Origin of the sequence: Actinoplanes teichomyceticus ATCC 31121, assembly GCF_003711105.1 — a bacterium.
GTDB classification, from domain to species: Bacteria; Actinomycetota; Actinomycetes; order Mycobacteriales; family Micromonosporaceae; genus Actinoplanes; species Actinoplanes teichomyceticus.
Map to the genome: position 1 here is coordinate 1,592,566 of NZ_CP023865.1, position 17,983 is coordinate 1,610,548.

The following is a 17,983-nucleotide window of genomic DNA, read 5'->3' on the forward strand; positions in this document are numbered from 1 at the left end:
GGACCGCTTCGGTTGACCGGCTCCGCTGGAGCAGCTGGACCGCTCCGGCTGACCGGCCCCGGCTGCGCCGCGGTATCGGACCGGCCGGCCACATCGGCGCCCACCGGCCTGGACCGCGCCGGTCAGCCGGTCGTGACCGCCGGCCGGGACGCCACCGCCGGGTCCAGCGTCACGCCCTGCGGGATCGTGCCGACCAGCGCGGTGGGCACCTCGGTGGCCGCGCCGGCGGGGTACCCGAGCCGGCCCAGCGCGTCCGCGTCCGGGACCGGATGTCGTACCCCGAGGTCGGTCACCAGCTGGAAGCCGCCCGAGCCGGGAACGCGGACCAGGGCGAAACGGCCTCCCGGGACGCCGACCGCGTCGGCCAGCGCCCGCCCACCGGCGGTGCTGCCGGTGGTCGGCACCGCCACCCGGAGAGCTCCGGCCGCGCCACCCACGATGATCGCCGGCGGTTCGGCCGCCGTCCGGGTGACCGCGCAGGCGGTCGTGCCGGCAGCGAGCGCGGCGAGTTGCGGGGCCACCTCCGGCGGCGCTGCCACGGCGTTCCCGGCGGGCGGCTTGACCTGCGGGTTGCCGCTGATCACGGCGACCGGGACGGGGGTGGGCCGGGCCGGGAAGGCGGCGTTCAGCACGGTCTGCTGCAGCGCGGTGACGGCCCGCAGGCCGTCGTCCAGCACCAGATAGAACTGGGTGCGGCCGGCGCCGACCTGGACGGCCAGCACGTCGCCGTTGTCGAAGCCGTCCACCCGCCGCGACGGATCGCCGCGGTTCGGCACCGGCACGGCGGCGATGTCCGCGCCGGCCGGCAGCGCGTTCGACCAGGCCACACCGACCGGGGTGGCCTCGGCCGCGCCGAACAGCGCCGGCAGGGTGACCGCCGGGTCCCGGATCCGGTGCCGGAAGCCGTGCCAGACGAGCTGGATGTCGTCGCCGCGCGGGTCGCTCACCAGCAGGCCGCGCTCGCCGAGGGCGGCGCCGGCCGGGCCCGGCGAGCCGACCAGCAGCGCCGACGCCGGGTCACCGCCCGGCGCCGCGCACATCGCCCAGGGCAGGCCGACCCGCTGACCGGCGGCGGGCAGCGACGCCGGCGCGTTCGGGATGCCGATGGTCACCCCGCGCGGCACCCCGGCCAGCGCCTTGGCGGCGATCCGGTGAACCGCGGGATTCTGCCGGCCGGCGGCGAGCTTGGCCGAGGTGAGGTTCAGCGCCGGGTTGAGCCGGCCGCCCAGGTAGACGAAGCTGGCGCCGGACTCCCGCTCGACGACCACCGAGCCGTCGCTCCTCCACCGGTTGTCGCCGACCCTGGTCAGCAGGCCGTAGACGCCGAACCCGGCGGCGATCAGGACCGCCACCATCAGCCCGGCGAACAGCGCGCCGGCGCCGCGGCGCAGCGGGGACTGCGCCGGGTCGGTCTCGCGCATCACGAAGGCGGAGACCACCCGCTGGTTCCGGAACTGGTACGACTGCAACTGGTCACGACGCGAGGCCATGCCGCCTCACCCGCCGATCGAGGAGAACAGCCCGCGGATGTCGTCGAAGACACCCGTCACCGCGCAGGCCAGCGGGATCAGCGCCAGGACGGCGAGCACGTCCAGCAGGTCGGCGGCCCGGCCCAGGTAGGGCGAGGGCGGCCGGCGGCTGTAGACGACCGCGGCGCTCAGCGCGACCGCGCCGGCCAGCACCGCGCCGGCCAGCACCAGCAGGCCCGGGACGGCGCCGGCCAGGACCGCCCCGACGCCCAGCACGGCCGACCCGGCGACCCCGGCGACCAGCAGCGGGCCGCGCTGCCGCGGCGTGGCCAGCAGCCGGGCCCGCAGCAGCAGCGCGGTCACCGCCGCCGCGATCAGCAGCGTCGCGGACGTGTCCGGGCCGGTCCAGCCGAGGTGCAGGATCGCCACGACGCTGCTGAACGCGGCGGCCAGCAGCAGGCCGGTGAGCACCTCGTCGGCGCGCACCACGGCGGCGAAGACGTCCGCGCGGCGCGGCATCGGCTCGTCCTTGAGGATCTCCTCGGCGCGGCCGGGCAGCTGCGGGAACGGCAGCCGGCCGAGCCAGGCGGCCAGCACCGGGTAACCGGGGAGCAGGCCGATCGCCGCGGTCAGGGCGGCCCCGGCCGCGCCGTCCGGGGACACCCCGGCCAGCGCGAGCAGGGCGGCCAGCAGCCCGGTCACGGCGGTCGCGGCGCCGGCCACGAAGAGCCGGGGCAGCGCGGCCACCCCGGCGTGCCCGAGCACGCTGAGCACCAGCAGCGCCGCAGAGCCGAGCAGCAGGGCCGGGGCGCCGATGCCGAGCCGCCCGGCGCCGGACGTGCCCAACAGCCAGGCGCCGCCGAAGAACGCGTACGGCAGGCCGGTGGCGGCGACCACCGCGCCGGCGCCCGCGTCGGCGAACGCCCGGGACAGCAGGATGCCGGCCACCGCCAGGGCGAGGGCCACGGCCAGCGCGACGGCCGCCGCGACGCCCCGGGCCGGGCCGCCGAGCACCAGTCCGGACAGGCCGGTCAGCAGCGCGGTGGCGAAGACGGCCAGGCCGCCGCGGCGGGTCGCGGCCGGGCCCCAGGACCGCCCGGCGCGCCGGGCGCCGCTGGCGATCACCTCGACCACGTCGTCGTACGCCGGCTCGGGCCAGTCCTCCCGGGCCGGTTTCAGGTGCAGCAGTTCCCCGTCCCGCACGCCCTGGGCGGCCAGGTTCCGATGCGGCTCCAGCGCGGCCCCGGTGGCCCGGCGCAGCACCCAGCCGCCCTGGTGCCCGGCCGGCTCGCCGAGCGCCCCCTCGGCGTGCCGCAGCAGGTGCGGCAGCAGCTCGCCGACCAGCATGTTGTCCGGCAGGGCCAGGTCCAGCCGGCGGGTCGGGGCGGCGATGGTCACGCGGGCCAGGCTGGAGCCACCCGGTGTGGTCACGTGATCACCTCCAGTGGTGGGCGCTGCGCCACACAACCTAGCAGGCTCCGCCGTACCGGATCGGCCTTTGTCGATCGCGGGGTTGCCGGGCCGGGCCGTGCCCTGCTTCGCTTGCGGGAGGAGCCTTGCGCCTGAGCGCCGATCCTGGGGGAGAGCCCAGCGTGACCGTGACCATCGTCAAGCGGCCTCCGCGCCGGCCCGCGCCCGCGATGCCCTCCGGTGAGGTGCTGCTCGACCCGCCGCCGGAGATCCCGCCGCCGGCCGGCAAGGGCTGGACCCGGATGCTCATGGCGTTGCCGATGGGCGCCGGCGCGGCGGCGATGGGCCTGATGATGGGCGTGCAGCGGGGCGGCCCGCTGACCTATGTGGCCGGAGCGATGTACGGCGTCTCCGTCCTCGGCATGATCGCGATGATGGCGACCAGCACCTCCGGGCCGGGCCGGCGCGAGATGATCGAGTCCCGCCGGCGGTACCTGCGGCACCTCGCCCAGCTGCGCGCCCAGTTGCGGGACACCATCCGGCAGCAGCGCGAGGCGCTGTACTACCGCAACCCCGACCCGGGCACCCTGTGGACGTTCGCCGACAGCGGCCGGCTGTGGGAGCGACGCCGCCACGACGCCGACTTCACCGTGGTCCGCATCGCGGTCGGGGGCCAGGAGGTGGCGACCCGGCTGATCCCGCCGCAGACCCGCCCGGTCGACGAACTGGAGCCGCTGTGCGCGATGGCGCTGCGCAGGTTCGTCAGCACCTACTCGGTGGTGCCGGACCTGCCGGTCTCCGTCGCGCTGCGCGACTTCTCGCGCGTCTACCTGCGCGGCGCCGACGCCGCGCGGCACGACCTCTGCCGGGCGCTGGTCGCCCAACTCGTCACCTTCCACGCCCCCGACGACCTGCGGCTGGGCATCTGCGTGCCGGATCATCTGCGGGCCGGCTGGGAGTGGGCCAAGTGGCTGCCGCACGCCCAGCACCCGGACAAGACCGACGCGGTCGGCCCGGTGCGGCTGGTCGCGCCGAGCGTGCCCGCACTCGAGGCGATGCTCGACGACGTGCTGGTCAACCGTCCGCGGTTCGACCCGGCCGGCCCGGCGCCGGGCGGCCCGCACCTGGTCGTGATCATCGACGGCGGCGCGACGGCCGGCTCCGACCACCTGATGACCGAGGGTGGGGTCGCCGGCGTCACCGTCCTGGACCTGTCCGCCCCGCCGCCCCGGCTGCTCGACGACAGCTCGGTGGTCCTTGAGATCGCCGCCGACGGCACGGTCACCGGCGCCACCATGGACGGCGCCACCCCGGTGGGCCGGGCCGACGCGCTCGGCGCGGCACAGATCGAGGTGCTGGCCCGGGAGCTGGCGCCGCTGCGGCTGTCCGCCGCGACGTACGGCGAGCAGCCCGCCATCGCGGCGGACATGGGACTGACCGAGCTGCTCGCGCAGGACGATCCGTACCGGGTGGACCTGGCGACGCTGTGGGCCGGCCGGCCCAACCGGGACCGGCTGCGGGTGCCGATCGGCATCGGGGCCGACGGCCGGCCGGTCGAGCTGGACCTCAAGGAGTCGGCGCAGGACGGCATGGGCCCGCACGGGCTGCTGATCGGCGCCACCGGCTCCGGCAAGTCGGAGCTGCTGCGCACCCTGGTGGTGGCGCTGGCGCTGACCCACCACCCGGAGATCCTCAACTTCGTGCTGGTCGACTACAAGGGCGGCGCCACGTTCGCCTCGCTGGACCGGCTGCCGCACACCGCCGCGATGATCACCAACCTGCAGGACGAGCAGCCGCTGGTCGACCGGATGCTCGGCGCCATCCAGGGCGAGCTGACCCGGCGGCAGGAGCTGCTGCGCAAGGCCGGCAACTACGCCTCGCAGCGCGACTACGAGCGGGCCCGGGCCGCCGGGGTGCCGCTGGCCCCGCTGCCCAGCCTGGTCCTGATCGTCGACGAGTTCTCCGAGCTGCTCGCCGACCGGCCGGACTTCATCGACATGTTCGTCCAGATCGGACGCGTCGGCCGGTCGCTCGGCATCCACCTGCTGCTCGCCTCGCAGAAGCTGGAGGAGGGGCGGCTGCGCGGGCTGGAGTCGCACCTGTCGTACCGGATCGGCCTGCGCACCTTCTCCTCGATGGAGAGCCGGGCGGTGCTCGGCGTGCCGGACGCGTACGAGCTGCCGCACCACCCGGGGCACGGCTACCTGCGGGCCGGCACCGACGGGCTGGTCCGGTTCAAGGCCGCCTACGTGTCCGGGGCGGTGCGCCGCGAGGGCGCCGTCGCGGCCGGCGGCACCGCGGCGGGCAGCCCGATCCACGACTTCAGCACGTACTGGGCGGCGCCCGCGCCGGACGAGCGGCCGGAGCCGGTGGAGACCGGCCGGGACGCCGCGGAGCCGGTCCGGGGCGACACCCTGATGGACGTCCTGGCCCGGCAGATGGAGGGCCGCGGCGCCCCGGCGCACGAGGTCTGGCTGCCGCCGCTGGACCGGGCGCCCACCCTCGGCCAGATGCTGCCACCGGTGATCTCGATGCCGGACCGCGGCCTGACGGTCGACGCGGTCGAGCGGTTCGGCGCCCTGCACGCCCTGGCCGGGATCGTCGACAAGCCGTTCGACCAGCGCCGCGATCCGCTGTGGCTGGACCTCTCCGGGGCGGCCGGCAACCTGCTCGTGGTCGGCGGCGCCCAGTCCGGCAAGTCGAACCTGCTGCGCACCCTGATCGCCGGCCTCGCGCTCACCCACACCCCGCGCGAGGCGCAGTTCTACGTCCTCGACTTCGGTGGCGGCCCGCTCGGCGCGCTCACCGACCTGCCGCACGTCGGCGGCGTGGCGACCCGGCGGGACACCGACCGGGTCCGGCGCACCATCGCCGAGGTGCACGGAGTGATGCGCGGGCGGGAGGATCTGTTCGCCCGGCGCAACGTGGAGGGCATGGCGGCGTACCGGCGCTCGCGGGCGCAGGGCGGGTGGGCCGAGGACCCGTTCGGCGACGTGTTCCTGGTCATCGACGGCTGGTCGACGCTGCGGTCCGACTTCGAGGACCTCGAGCCGACCGTGCACGAGCTGGCCAACCGGGGACTGGGCTTCGGCGTCCACGTGATCGCCGCCGCGAGCCGCTGGATGGACGTGCGGCCGCAGATCCGCGACGTCTTCGGCACCCGGGTCGAGCTGCGCCTCGGCGAACCCGCCGACTCGCTGATCAACCGGCGGGAGGCGGTGAACGTACCGGAGCGGTCGCCCGGCCGCGGCCTCACCCCGGACGGGCACCACTTCCTCGCCGCGCTGCCCCGCATCGACCGGGAGCAGCGCACCGACGACCTCGCCGAGGCGGTCGCCGAGCTGGTCAAGCAGGCCACCGAGCAGTGGGGCGGGCCGAGCGCGCCCCGGGTCCGGCTGCTGCCGCCGGAGCTGCCGTTCGAGGCGCTGCCGCCGGCCCGCGGGGCCCTGGTCCCGATCGGCATCGCCGAGGCCGACCTGCAGCCGGTCTGGCTGGACTTCGACGCCGAGCCGCACGCCCTGCTCCTCGGCGACATCGAGAGTGGCAAGAGCTCGTTCCTGCGCGGCCTGGCCAGGTCGATCGTGGCCGGCAACACCCCGGCCCAGGCCCGGGTCCTCCTCGTCGACCTGCGCCGCAGCCTGCTCGGGTGCGTCCCGGCCGGGAACACCATCGGCTACGGTACGTCGCACCAGGTCACCGCGGAGCTGATCGGCCAGGTGGCGGTGGCCATGCGGGAGCGGCTGCCCGGCCCGGACGTCACCCCGGAGATGCTCGACAACCGCAGCTGGTGGACCGGCCCGCACCTGTACGTCCTGGTCGACGACTACGACCTGGTCGCCGCCGCGGCGCAGAACCCGCTGCTGCCGCTGCTGGAGTTCCTGCCGCAGGCCCGCGACATCGGCCTGCACCTGGTGCTCACCCGCCGGATCGGGGGCGCGGCGCGGGCCATGTTCGACCCGCTCATCGGCCGGATCCGGGAGCTCGCCGCACCGGGCATCATGATGTCCGGCCCGCGCGAGGAGGGTCCGTTGTTCGGCACGATCAAGCCGCAGACGCTGCCACCCGGCCGCGCCTGGATGATCACCCGCCGGCAGGGCGCGCGGCTGGTGCAGCTGGCCTGGACCCCACCGGCCCGCTGACGGCGAGCCACGTCGCTCGGCGTGGCCGTGCCGCCCGGCCGCCGCCCACGGTCCGAAGCGGACGGTGACAGGCAGTGCTCATCGGTCGCGTATCGGACCGAAGTGGACAGCCGCGAATCGTGTGCGGCGCCGACCCGATGGAGACGCACCCGCGTCGATGGCGTCGATCCTGTATCGTTCCGCCGTCATCGATCCAATCGGGGGAGTTCGAGCATGACGACGCGGCAACGCCGTGCCCTGATCGCGCTCGCCGCCGCGCTGGCCCTGGCCGGTGGCGGCGTCGCGATCGCGAAAGCCGACGGGAGCGCCACCGGGCAGCTGCCCCAGGCGCAGCCGGCCGTGACCGGCTCGCTGCCCGGGACCCGGCCGACATCGCCGGCGGCGGCGCGGACGGCCGTGCCGAAACCGTCGGTCACCCGGTCCCAGGCGATCGCCGGCGCACGAGCCGAGGCGCGCCGCAACGCCACCGCGATCAAATCCGCGTCGACCGAGAAGTACCAGGCGGTGGACACCGTGGTGGACCCGGGCGGGGAGCGGCACGTCCGGTTCCATCGCACCCACCGCGGGCTGCCCGTGCTCGGCGGCGACTTCGTGGTGCACACCGACGCGTCCGGCCGGTTCAGCGGCGCGACCCTGACCCAGCAGCGGGTGATCGACGTACCGAGGACCGCGAAGGTCAGCCGGGAGCGGGCGATCGAGGCGGCCGGGCTGCGGGGCCGGGCACAGACGCGGCGGATCGTCGACGCCCTCGACGGCGAGCCCGCGCTCGCCTGGGAGGTCACCGGCGGCACGAAGGTGGTGATCGTCGACGCGATGACCGGGAGGATCCGCCTGTCCTACGACACCGTCCACACCGGCGAGCAGGGCACCGGACACGGGCTCCACGTCGGCGACGTCGAGCTGAGCACCACCCGGCGGCAGGACGGCAGCTACACGCTGGTCGACCCGGAGCACGGCGGCAACACCGTCAGCGATGCCCTGAACACGTACCACGGTTCCGCGCTCTGGCGATCCGCCGAGTTCTCCGACGCGGACAACGTGTGGGGTGACGGCACCCGCGCCGATCGGGCCACGGTCGCCGTCGACGTGCTCTACGGCATGGCCCGGACGTGGGACTACCTGCGGGACACCTTCGGCCGTACGGGCCTGTTCGGCGACCGCGCCGGCGTGACCGCCTACGTGCACCACGACGTGGACGAGAACAACGCGTCGTGGAGCAGCACCTGCAAGTGCATGACGTTCGGCGACGGTGGCGGGGACAACCGTGCGCCGTACACGACGCTCGACGTGGTCGGCCACGAGATGGCCCACGGCCTCACCGACGCCACCGCCGACCTGATCTACCGGGGGGAGTCCGGCGGCCTGAACGAGGCCAGCAGCGACATCTTCGGGACGCTGGTCGAGTTCCACGTCGACAGCCCGGTCGACACGCCGGACTACACGGTCAGCGAGAAGACCCGGCTCGACGGTACGCCGTCGCGGTGGATGGACGAGCCGAGCAAGGACGGCAAGTCGCTGTCCTGCTGGACCCCGACGGCCAAGGACCTGGACGTGCACCACTCGTCCGGCATCGGCAACAAGTTCTTCTACAACCTGGCCGTGGGCAGCGGCGCCTCCCGCTGGGGCGACAGCAGACCGTGCGGTGACGCCCCGCCGGTGACCGGCCTCGGCAACGACCGGGCGGCGCAGATCTGGTACCGCGCGCTCAGCCTCTACATGGTGTCGAACACCAACTACGCCGGGGCCCGGGAGGCGACCCTGCGGGCCGCCGCCGACCTCTACGGCGCCGGCAGCACCGAGCAGCGCACCGTGGACGCCGCCTGGCTGGCCGCCGGGGTGAGCTCGGCACAGGTTCCGAACGGCGCGCCGGTGATGGCCCCTCTCCCGGACCGCGTCGTCGTCCCGAAGGTCGGCGAGCCGGTGCGCCTGCAGGTCAGTGCCCGCGACCCGCAGCAACAGGAGCTCACCTTCAGCGCCACCGGCCTGCCGCCGGGCGTGTCGATCGACGCGCACGGCCTGATCACCGGGGCGCCCACCACCAGGGCCTACTACACCAGCACCATCACCGCCACCGACCCGGACGGCAACAGCGACAGCAAGGAGACGAGGTGGGTGGTCAAGGGCCCGGTGACCCTGCGCTCGGCCACCCCACAACTGACCGAGACGCTCGGCCCGGTGGCCAGGCTGACCTTCCAGGCCACCTTCGCCGACACGCCGGATCACTGGGCGGACAAGTTCCAGCCGCTCAACGTGACCACCGCCGGCGTGCCCGACGGCATGCTGCTGACGGTGGAGATGGCGGACCTGGGCGTCTACCGCGTACACCTCTCCGGGAGAGTCACCGCCGTCGGGTCGGGAACCGCGGTGCTGACCGCCACCGACCCGGACGGGAACCAGGCGACGGCCTCGATCCCGTGGCGGGTCCTCCCGGCGGAGAAGCCGGACGCGGTGTACAACGTGACCGTCACCGGCCGTGCCGACGGCACCGCGCTGCTGACCTGGGAGCGGCCCAACTGGGACCCGTACAAGTACTTCACTGACGGCTTCGTCGTCCGGGTCTCGCCCGGCACCGAGACGAAGGTCCACTTCAACGACCGGTCGCGGACCCTGACCGGCCTGGACCCCCGGAAGGCCTACACCATCGGGGTCCGCCCGACCAGCGAAGCCGGCGACGGCCCGGAGACCACGGTCCAGCTGCGTCCGGCCGGTCTCCCGATCACCCGGTCACCGGCCGCGGTCACGCACGGGCAGCCGGTCGCGCTCAGCGGCCGGGTCGTCGGCGGCCGGGCCCCGGCCACCGGCTTCGCGGTCACGCTGGAACGGCGGGCCGCCGGCACCGGCGCGTGGACCCGGGTCGCCACGTTGCGGACCGACTCGCTCGGATCCTGGCGGACGACGGTCCGGCCCACGGCCACCAGCGCCTACCGGGTCCGGCTCGCCGACGCCATGGGCCTGTGGCCGGCCACCTCGGCGGCGCCGTGGGCCACGGTCCGCTATGCCGTCTCGGCCAAAGCCAGCAGCGCCAAGCCCAAGGCCGGCAAGAAGATCACGATCAGCGGCTCGGTCCGACCGGCCCGGGCCGGCGCGAAGGTCACCCTCCAGCGCGCCGTCGGCGGCCGCTGGGTCACCCTGAACAACACCACGACCTCCGCCGGCGGCGGGTACTCGGTCAAACGCGCCTTCAGCCGCGGCACCTGGAAACTGCGGGTGGTCGTCGCCGGCGGCACCGCCAACGCCACCGGCACCAGCTCCACCCTCACCGTGAAGGTCTCCTGACCCGGCGGGGTGCGGGGCGTCCGGCCGCCCGGATCGTCTCGCACCCCCGACCGCGAGGCGGGCCGCCGTGACCGGTCAGCCGATGGCGGTCCCTCGTGCCGGTGCCGTGTCGGCTGTGCCGGTGCCGTGTCGGCTGTGCCGGTGCCGTGTCGGCTGTGCCGGTGCCGTGTCGGCTGTGCCGGTGCCGTGTCGGCTGTGCCGGTACCGCGCGGCTCTGCCGGTACCGCGCGGCTCTGCCGGTACCGCGCGGCTCTGCCGGTACCGCGTCGGCGCGGATCCGGAGAGGACCGGTATCAGCGCCGGGGGAGGCCGATGGAATGCCGTTCGGTCGCTGTCTGCGCGAGGGAGACGTACCGGTCGGCGCCCGCGCCGATCACCGCCAGAACGTCGTCCGCCATGGACTGCAGGAGCTGGCCGCTGTGCGGGGGCAGCCGCAGCGCCGACGTGGCCAGCGCCGCCTCGTCCCCGCCGAGCCGTTGCAGCACGGCCAGCTGGGCGTCGCACAGCGCGGCCACCCCCGGCCGGTCCAGTCGGCGCAGAATGGTGAGCTGGGCAGCCCACGGGCCCGGCGGTGGGGTGGTGGCCGGGCCGGTCATGCCCAGGTCGTACACGGTCAGGGCGGGCGTCTGCGGGGACCCGGCCGGCGCCGCGCCCGGATCGCCGCGGTGCACGGTGAGCCGGTTGTACTGGCCGGTGGCGTGTTCGCCGAAACCGGCCCAGGCCCGCGGCTCGGTGGTCACCACGACCACCCGGGTGCCCAGCGCGAACGCCCGGAAGATCAGCAGTTGAGCCGCCCACACGCCGCCGACCAGGGCGATCCGTACCGGCTCCGGCGCGAACAGCCGCAGCGGCACCGGGACGTGTTCCCGGTCGCGGCCCAGCACCAGTCCGGCCCCGGCGGGCGGGGCCACGGTCACCCGGCGCAGCGCCCGCCGCGCGACCGTGTGCCAGCCGATGTGCAGCGGCGAGGTCCGCCCGGACGGCCCGGTGCGCGCCAGGTCGTCGCCGGGCGGCTCGCCCGGCGTGACCGGCGCCCGGCCGTGCGGTGCGGTCGGTGGCGCCGGTGGAGATGGTGGCTGCTCGGGGAACAGGTCCTGCTCGGCCGGTGGGAATCCGGTCGGGGCGGCGGGCCGGAACCCCGAGTCCCGCGTCGGTGCGGGCTGCGCCTGCGCGGCGTTCCCCGCACCCTGTCGCGGCGGGTGCGGCCGCCGGCCCGGATCGCTCATCCCGCTCCACCTCCCGTCGGCGCCGTGGCGTAGGCGGCCGGCCCGTGCTCCCCGTCCAGCGGCCGCAGCTCGGCGCCGACCCGGCGGGCCCCTTCCACCAGCGCCCGATCCAGCGCGCCGAGGTCCGCGTCCGGCCGGGCGGCCAGCCGGATGAAGGCGCGCACCGCCACCTCCTCGTCACCGTCCCCGGCGTCCAGCACGAGCGCCACGTCGGTCTGCGCGGCCGGGGCGGTGGCCGCCCAGGCGAACAGCGGACCGATCTCCGCGGCCGAGGCGGGCCAGGTCCGTAGCCAGTACGTCCGGTGCACCAGCCGGGCCGACCGCCAGTGCGTCCACTCCTCGCCCGTCTGAACGCCCCCGGCCGGCGGGCCGGCCTCGACGTCGCAGGAGCGGGCCAGCACGGCCAGAAGCTCACCGGCGTCCAGCACCCGGCACTCGACGCCGATCCGGCGCAGCCCGGTCACCACCCTGCGGCCCAGCCCGGCGACCAGGGCGGCGGCGGCCTCCAGGTCGACGGTGTGGTCGTGCAGCGCCTCGGCGAGGGCCCGGGCGTCCACCCGGACGCTGATCGTGGACTCCCGGTACGCCGGGATCGCCGCCGGACCGATCGCCTCGACCAGCCGGCGGTACGACGATCCGGCCGGGGACGACGCGTGCACGTCCGGGCTCGGCGCCGGCACGGTGTGTGTGACCAGCCCCAGCACCACACCCGGCTGCTCGGTCGCGGCCACTGCGTCGACCAGCGCGTCCAGCGGGACCGGCGCGGCGTCGTGGCCCGTCGGGGCGGTGGGGCGGAGCGCGACCACACTGAACCAGCCGCCCTCGTCGCGGGCCACCCCGGCGCGCGTGCCGTCCGGCGCGGTCAGGTCCCGGACGGCCAGTCCGGGGGCGATGGTGCGGAGCGCGGCCAGCATCGGCCCGGGGCCGGTCTGCGCGACGGCCGCCCGCCGCCGCGCGTACCGGCGGGCGATCCCGCGATGCTCCCACCACCAGCGGCCCCGCTGCCGCGCGAGGAGGACGCCGGTCAGGGCCAGCCCGAGAGCGCCGGTGAGCACGGCCGGCACCGGCCCCCGCAAGGCCGCCGCGACCGTGGCCAGCACGGCCAGCTCGGCGACCGCGAGCTGGGTCAGGCTCACCGGGCCGACCCGGCCGCGGCGCGGGACCGGCCGCACCTCGGCGGCGGCCCCGGCCGGACGCAGGGGTGGCGCCTGCGGCTGCCGCGGGGGCGGCCCGGCGGGCGGGGGTGGCACGGCGACGCCGTGGGCCCGCCCCGGGTGACCCCCGCCTGGCTCCACCACTCCGCCTCCCCACCGGCCGGTAGCGATCCCATTCTATGTCCGGTGGGGGTCCGTTCAGCGGAGCGCGGCGAGCAGATCCTCGCGGACCAGGGTGGCCAGCTCCTCCCGGCCGGGCATCCGGCCCAGCGCCCGCAGCCGTCCGGACTGCGCCTTGCGCATCCCCTCCAGCAGCTTGCGGGCCTCGCGCGCGTTGCCGAAGTTACGGTCGCGTTCGATCCGGGAGAAGTGCTCGTGCAGCGCCTCGGCGAGGCCGGGCGCGAACACGTAGTCGTCGTTGCGGGCGATCCGGGTGGCGATCAGCACCAGCTCGTCCGGCCCGTAGTCCTCGAATTCCATGGTCTTGGCGAACCGGGAGGCCAGACCGGAGTTGGCGTCCAGGAAGTCGAGCATCTCCCGGGTGTAGCCGGCGACGATCACGGCGACCCGGTCGCGGTGGTCCTCCATCAGCTTGACCAGGGTGTCGATCGCCTCCTGGCCGAAGTCGGCGCCGGTTGCGGCCGCGCGGGACAGGGTGTACGCCTCGTCGATGAACAGCACCCCGCCCATCGCCTCCTCGAACACCGAGGTGGTCTTCTCCGCGGTGTGCCCGATGTACTGGCCGACCAGGTCACGGCGGGACACCTCGCGGAACCGGCCGTCCGGCAGCACGCCGAGCGCCTTGAGCAGCCGGCCGTAGACGCGGGCCACGGTGGTCTTGCCGGTGCCCGGGGCCCCGGTGAAGATCAGGTGGTGGCTGGCCGTGCCGACCGCGAGCCCGGCGCCGCGCCGCCACTCGTTCACCTGGATCTCGTCGATCAGGGCACGGACCTCGTTCTTCACCCCGGCCAGCCCGATCATCGAGTCGAGTTCGGTGAGCAGCCGGTCCACCTCGGCGGCATCCTGCCCGGCGCCGGCCTCGGCGATGCCGGTCCGCGGCGCCGGGCCGCTCCCGGTGAGCGTCACGGTGGCCCGGGCCCGCGGGTCCACCACGACCCCCGGCTCGGCGGTGCCCTCCACCCGGCACCGCTCGACGACCGCGGTGCAGCCCGGCCCGACCACGATGCCCGAGCCGGCGGTCTGGTGCACCCAGGTCCCGGCGATGCGCGGGGCGCCGCCCCCGGCGACGACGATGCCGGCGTCGCCGGCGCCGGAGACGTCGCAGCGCTCGATCAGCGGGCGGCCGGACTGGTAGACGTAGATCCCGCGGAAACCGCACCCGGCGACGACGGTGTCCCGGATCGCCGGGTCCGCGCCGAGCCGGACGATCACGCCGTCGTCGTGCACGTCGCGGATCTCGCAGCCCTCCACGGTGCCGCCGGCGTCGGAGAACACCAGACCGTGCCGCCCGCCCAGGACCCGCACCTCGGCGGCCTCCACGGTGGACATGTCGGTGACCTGCAGACCGGCGGCGGCGCCGGCGGACACCCGGCATTTGCGTACGGTCAGCCGGGCGCCGCTGACCGCGATCGCGGGATGCTCCCCGGACGTCAGCGCCAGCCCCTCGACGGTCACCGCGCCACCGAGCACGGCCAGCGCCGGGCCGTCGAGCCCGGCCGCGTCCACGGCGGCGGCGCCCGGCTCGCCGGTGCCGCGCAGGGTCAGGCGCCGGCCGCGCAGCTCGATCCGTTCCCGGTAGGTCCCGGCGGCGATGGCGACCACCGCACCGTCCGGGGCGACCTCGAGCGCGTCACGAATGGTGGGGTAGGTGCCGGGGACCGCCAGGGTGCTGGACACGGGCCACTCCTCATTGCGAGTACGTGCGGTCGCGGATGCCCTCAGCCACTCTCGACATCGTCGGCGCGGCCATCCGGACGACCACCTCCCGGTCCAGGATGCCCTCCCGGACGGTGCGCCAGAACCCCACGCGGACGTACGTGCCGGACAGCCTGGTCGTCTCCGCCCGCGCTCGCGACGACGTGCCGCGTGCCCACCGTGGACCCGGGACCTCGCGGAGACCGGCTGCACCGGGAGCGGCCGTGCGGGAACCGGCTGCGCCGCCGCCGGGCGCGTGCCGGACCGGCGCGGGTGCGTGCCGCATCGGCGGGGTGCGCTGGCGGGGGTGCGTGCCGCATCGGCGGGAGCAGCCGCGCCGGCGGCGGCGTGCGCGCCATCGGGCCGCACTCCGGGACAGGCCGCCAGGGCCGCGCGGCGGTGCGGCCGGGAAGGACCGGCGGTGGAAGTCTCGGCCCCGGCGCGGCGTTCGCGGCCCGGTGGCGCGGGATCACCGGGCGGTCAGCGGCGTCAGCGTGGGCGCTGCTGCCGGAAGGCCCCCTTGCTGGGCCGCATGTTCTTCGGGATGGCGCCCTTCGGCATCTGCGGCCGAGCCATCAGCGCGCTCAGGCGCTTGTCCAGCGCGTTGACGTCCTTGCCGGTCAGGTTGCGGGGCAACCGCAGCATCGTGGTGCGCAGCTTGCGGACCGGGAGCTGACCCTCCTCGGTGCCGATCACGTAGTCGTAGATCGGCGCGTTGCCGATCACCTTCGACAGGCGCTTCTTCTCCTGGCCGAGCAGGGCCTTGACCCGCTGCGGGTTGCCCTCGGCGAGCAGGATGACGCCGGGCCGGCCGATCACCACGTGCACCATGTCGAACTGGGTGGTCGAGCTGGCCGCCGGGCGGACCCGCCAGTCGCCGCGCATGTTCTCCATCAGCGACGCGGCGGCGCCGGGCTGGCCCTCGGCCACGTTCATCATCGCCGCGTTGGAGCGCAGGTTCAGCACGATCAGCACGGCCAGCAGCGTGATCAGGATGCCGACCGGGATCCAGAGCAGACCCCAGTTGAGCGTGGCGACCACGGTCAGCGCGACCGGGATCAGCACCGCCGCGATGACCAGCGGAACGAACCACTTGTCCTGTTTCGCGGTGAACGAGAACACCTGGCCGATCTGCTTCAGGCGCTCGCCGAACGACACCTTCTCCTGGGGTTTTGCCATAGCCGCAAAGTGTAGTGGGACTCAGGTACCTCGCGGCGGCCCGGGCACCCGGGCGCGCCCATGAGCGGGCGGATCCGGGCCGGGCCGCCGGGGCCGCCCGGCGGCCCGGCCTTTCTCGTACGCGGGCTCGGCCCTTCTCGTCCCCGCGGTCGGGGCCGGCGGCCCGGTCTCCTTCGCACGCGTAACGGGCGCTGCGGTCGCGCCGGGCGGGGTGGTGCAGGAGGCGGCCGGTGCCCGGTTGCCGGCCGGGTGCGCGACGTTGCGGGACGGTGGCAATTTCCCGGGTCGAGCCTTCCCGCGCGGAACGGGAGCGGGCGAGGCTAATCCGGCCGGGCGCCGGTCCGATAGTTGGGGCCGACCGACAGCTTAGGGAGTCGTCATGCGCGACGGGTTCCATTCGTACCTTGGAGGCTGGTGATGGACGACGGCGTCGACATGCCTTATCGGGTGGTCGGAGCGCTGTTCGGCCCCGAGTCCGGGATTCCCTGGTGGGCCTGGCTGGCGCCGCTCATCCTGATCTTCGCCAAGCTGCTCTACCCGGTGATGTTCCCGCTGGCCGCGGCGGCTGAGGCGGAGACCGACCGCCGGCTCGCCGAGTTCCGCCGGGAACGCAACGGCAAGAACCGCGACAATGCGGCGGGGAAGGGGAAGAAGGGCAAGAAGTGATCCCGCCCGCTCGCGCGGGCGACGGCCCGCACCCGCGCCCGGCGGCGGATGACCTGGAGCGATTGCGGGGCTTCGTGGTCATCGCCCACAGCGAGCCGGCCGATCGGCGGGAAGCGCGGCGGTGGGAAGTCGCGGGTCCGGCTGCACGGCCGGTCGGCGGGAAGCGCGGCGGCGGCAAGCGCGGGTCCGGGGGTGCGGCCGTTCGGCGGGAAGCGCGGCGGTGGGAAGTCGCGGGTCCGGCTGCACGGCCGGTCGGCGGGAAGCGCGGCGGCGGCAAGCGCGGGTCCGGGGGTGCGGCCGTTCGGCGGGAAGCGCGGCGGTGGGAAGTCGCGGGTCCGGCTGCGCGGCCGGTCGGCGCCGAAAACGGCGCGGTCGAGCGCGGGCTCGGCTGTGGTGGCCGACCGGGCCGGCGGAGCAGCCGGCCCCGGCACGAGCCGGGGCCGGAGCGAGACGGTCCGAGGTCAGCCGCGAGCGGCGAGGGCCTGCCGGTACAGCCGGCCGGCTCGGTACGACGAGCGCACCAGCGGCCCGCTCATCACCCCGGCGAAGCCGATCTGCTCGGCCTCCTCGCGGAGCTCGACGAACTCCTCCGGCTTGACCCAGCGCTCGACCGGGTGGTGCCGCGGCGTCGGGCGCAGGTACTGGGTGATGGTGATCAGCTCACACCCGGCGGCGTGCAGGTCGCGCAGGGCGGCGGAGATCTCCGCGCGCTCCTCGCCCATGCCCAGGATCAGGTTGCTCTTGGTGACCAGGCCGGCCGCGCGGGCCTGGGTGATCACGTCGAGGGAGCGCTCGTAGCGGAAACCGGGACGGATCCGCTTGAAGATCCGCGGGACCGTCTCGACGTTGTGCGCGAGCACCTCGGGCGTGGCGCCGAAGACCTCGGCGAGCTGGGCGGGCTCGGCGTTGAAGTCCGGGATCAGCAGCTCGACACCGCAGTCGGGCTGCAGCTTGTGGATCTGCCGGACGGTCTCGGCGTAGAGCCAGGCGCCGCCGTCGGGGAGGTCGTCGCGGGCGACGCCGGTGACCGTGGCGTACTTGAGGCCCATGGTGGCGACGGACTCACCGACCCGGCGCGGCTCGTCGGCGTCGAACTCGGCCGGCTTGCCGGTGTCGATCTGGCAGAAGTCGCAGCGGCGGGTGCACTGGTCGCCACCGATCAGGAAGGTGGCCTCGCGGTCTTCCCAGCACTCGTAGATGTTGGGGCAGCCGGCTTCCTGGCAGACGGTGTGCAGGCCCTCCTTCTGGACCAGCCCGCGCATCTGGGTGTACTCAGGACCCATCTTCGCCTTGACCTTGATCCACGGCGGCTTCCGCTCGATGGGAGTCTCGGCGTTGCGCGCCTCGATGCGCAGCATGCGGCGGCCCTCGGGAGCAATAGTCACCACCCGAAGATACGCCCGTTCCGAGCGGCCGCGCCGGATGGGCGACGAGGCTCACGTGACCTTATCTGTGACCGCGGTCACCGGCTGGTGAATGCCGCGCGGAAATGCGCTGGAACGGCCGGGAAGCCCGCGGTTAACGTCTGCCGCACGGCAGTGACGGGACCGAGTAACGCTCCGATACGCCGGCCGAGAGAGCCACCGGCA

The 17,983-nt window shown here is 75.1% G+C and carries 10 protein-coding genes; 3 read left to right on the top strand and 7 right to left on the bottom strand.

Annotated features, from left to right (window positions below):
• Positions 1-122 precede the first annotated feature (122 nt).
• Both eccB and eccD read right to left on the bottom strand, forming a co-directional pair.
• The gene (eccB, locus tag ACTEI_RS07320) at positions 123-1,490 is read right to left on the bottom strand and encodes a type VII secretion protein EccB (RefSeq protein WP_122976946.1); all 1,368 of its coding nucleotides are present in this window, start codon (positions 1,488-1,490) and stop codon (positions 123-125) included.
• Positions 1,491-1,496: 6 nt separating this feature from the next.
• Positions 1,497-2,900, bottom strand: coding sequence for a type VII secretion integral membrane protein EccD (eccD, locus tag ACTEI_RS07325; RefSeq protein WP_122976947.1), 1,404 nt, complete (start codon positions 2,898-2,900; stop codon positions 1,497-1,499).
• A 161-nt stretch (positions 2,901-3,061) separates the two neighbouring features.
• On the opposite strand from eccD, the gene eccCa reads away from it, so the two are divergent.
• Both eccCa and ACTEI_RS07335 read left to right on the top strand, forming a co-directional pair.
• On the top strand, positions 3,062-7,018 hold the full coding sequence (gene eccCa / locus ACTEI_RS07330; protein ID WP_122976948.1) for a type VII secretion protein EccCa: 3,957 nt from the start codon (positions 3,062-3,064) through the stop codon (positions 7,016-7,018).
• Positions 7,019-7,231: 213 nt separating this feature from the next.
• Positions 7,232-10,294: a M4 family metallopeptidase gene (locus ACTEI_RS07335; protein ID WP_122976949.1), complete on the top strand. Its 3,063-nt coding sequence runs from the start codon at positions 7,232-7,234 to the stop codon at positions 10,292-10,294.
• Positions 10,295-10,587: 293 nt separating this feature from the next.
• On the opposite strand, the gene ACTEI_RS07340 is transcribed toward ACTEI_RS07335, so the two are convergent.
• The 4 genes from ACTEI_RS07340 to ACTEI_RS07355 form a co-directional block, all read right to left on the bottom strand.
• Entirely contained in the window at positions 10,588-11,520 is a 933-nt protein-coding gene (locus ACTEI_RS07340; RefSeq protein ID WP_187645898.1) for a hypothetical protein, read from the bottom strand.
• A complete protein-coding gene (locus ACTEI_RS07345; RefSeq protein WP_239082228.1) occupies positions 11,517-12,770 on the bottom strand; it encodes a type VII secretion protein EccE in 1,254 nt (417 codons plus the stop codon). Before ACTEI_RS07345 ends, ACTEI_RS07340 begins: the two co-directional genes overlap by 4 nt.
• A 102-nt stretch (positions 12,771-12,872) precedes the next feature.
• The gene (locus tag ACTEI_RS07350; protein WP_122976950.1) at positions 12,873-14,531 is read right to left on the bottom strand and encodes a right-handed parallel beta-helix repeat-containing protein; all 1,659 of its coding nucleotides are present in this window, start codon (positions 14,529-14,531) and stop codon (positions 12,873-12,875) included.
• Positions 14,532-15,038: 507 nt separating this feature from the next.
• Entirely contained in the window at positions 15,039-15,728 is a 690-nt protein-coding gene (locus tag ACTEI_RS07355) for a DUF4191 domain-containing protein (RefSeq protein WP_122976951.1), read from the bottom strand.
• Between the two features lie 417 nt (positions 15,729-16,145).
• On the opposite strand from ACTEI_RS07355, the gene ACTEI_RS07360 reads away from it, so the two are divergent.
• Positions 16,146-16,394 (top strand): hypothetical protein, encoded by a 249-nt coding sequence (locus ACTEI_RS07360; RefSeq protein WP_122976952.1) that lies wholly within the window; start codon positions 16,146-16,148, stop codon positions 16,392-16,394.
• Positions 16,395-16,855: 461 nt separating this feature from the next.
• Here ACTEI_RS07360 and lipA read toward each other — a convergent pair whose 3' ends face one another.
• Positions 16,856-17,818 carry a lipoyl synthase gene (lipA, locus tag ACTEI_RS07365; RefSeq protein ID WP_372443224.1) on the bottom strand — a complete coding sequence of 321 codons (963 nt, stop codon included), beginning with the start codon at positions 17,816-17,818 and terminating at the stop codon, positions 16,856-16,858.
• Positions 17,819-17,983 lie beyond the last annotated feature (165 nt).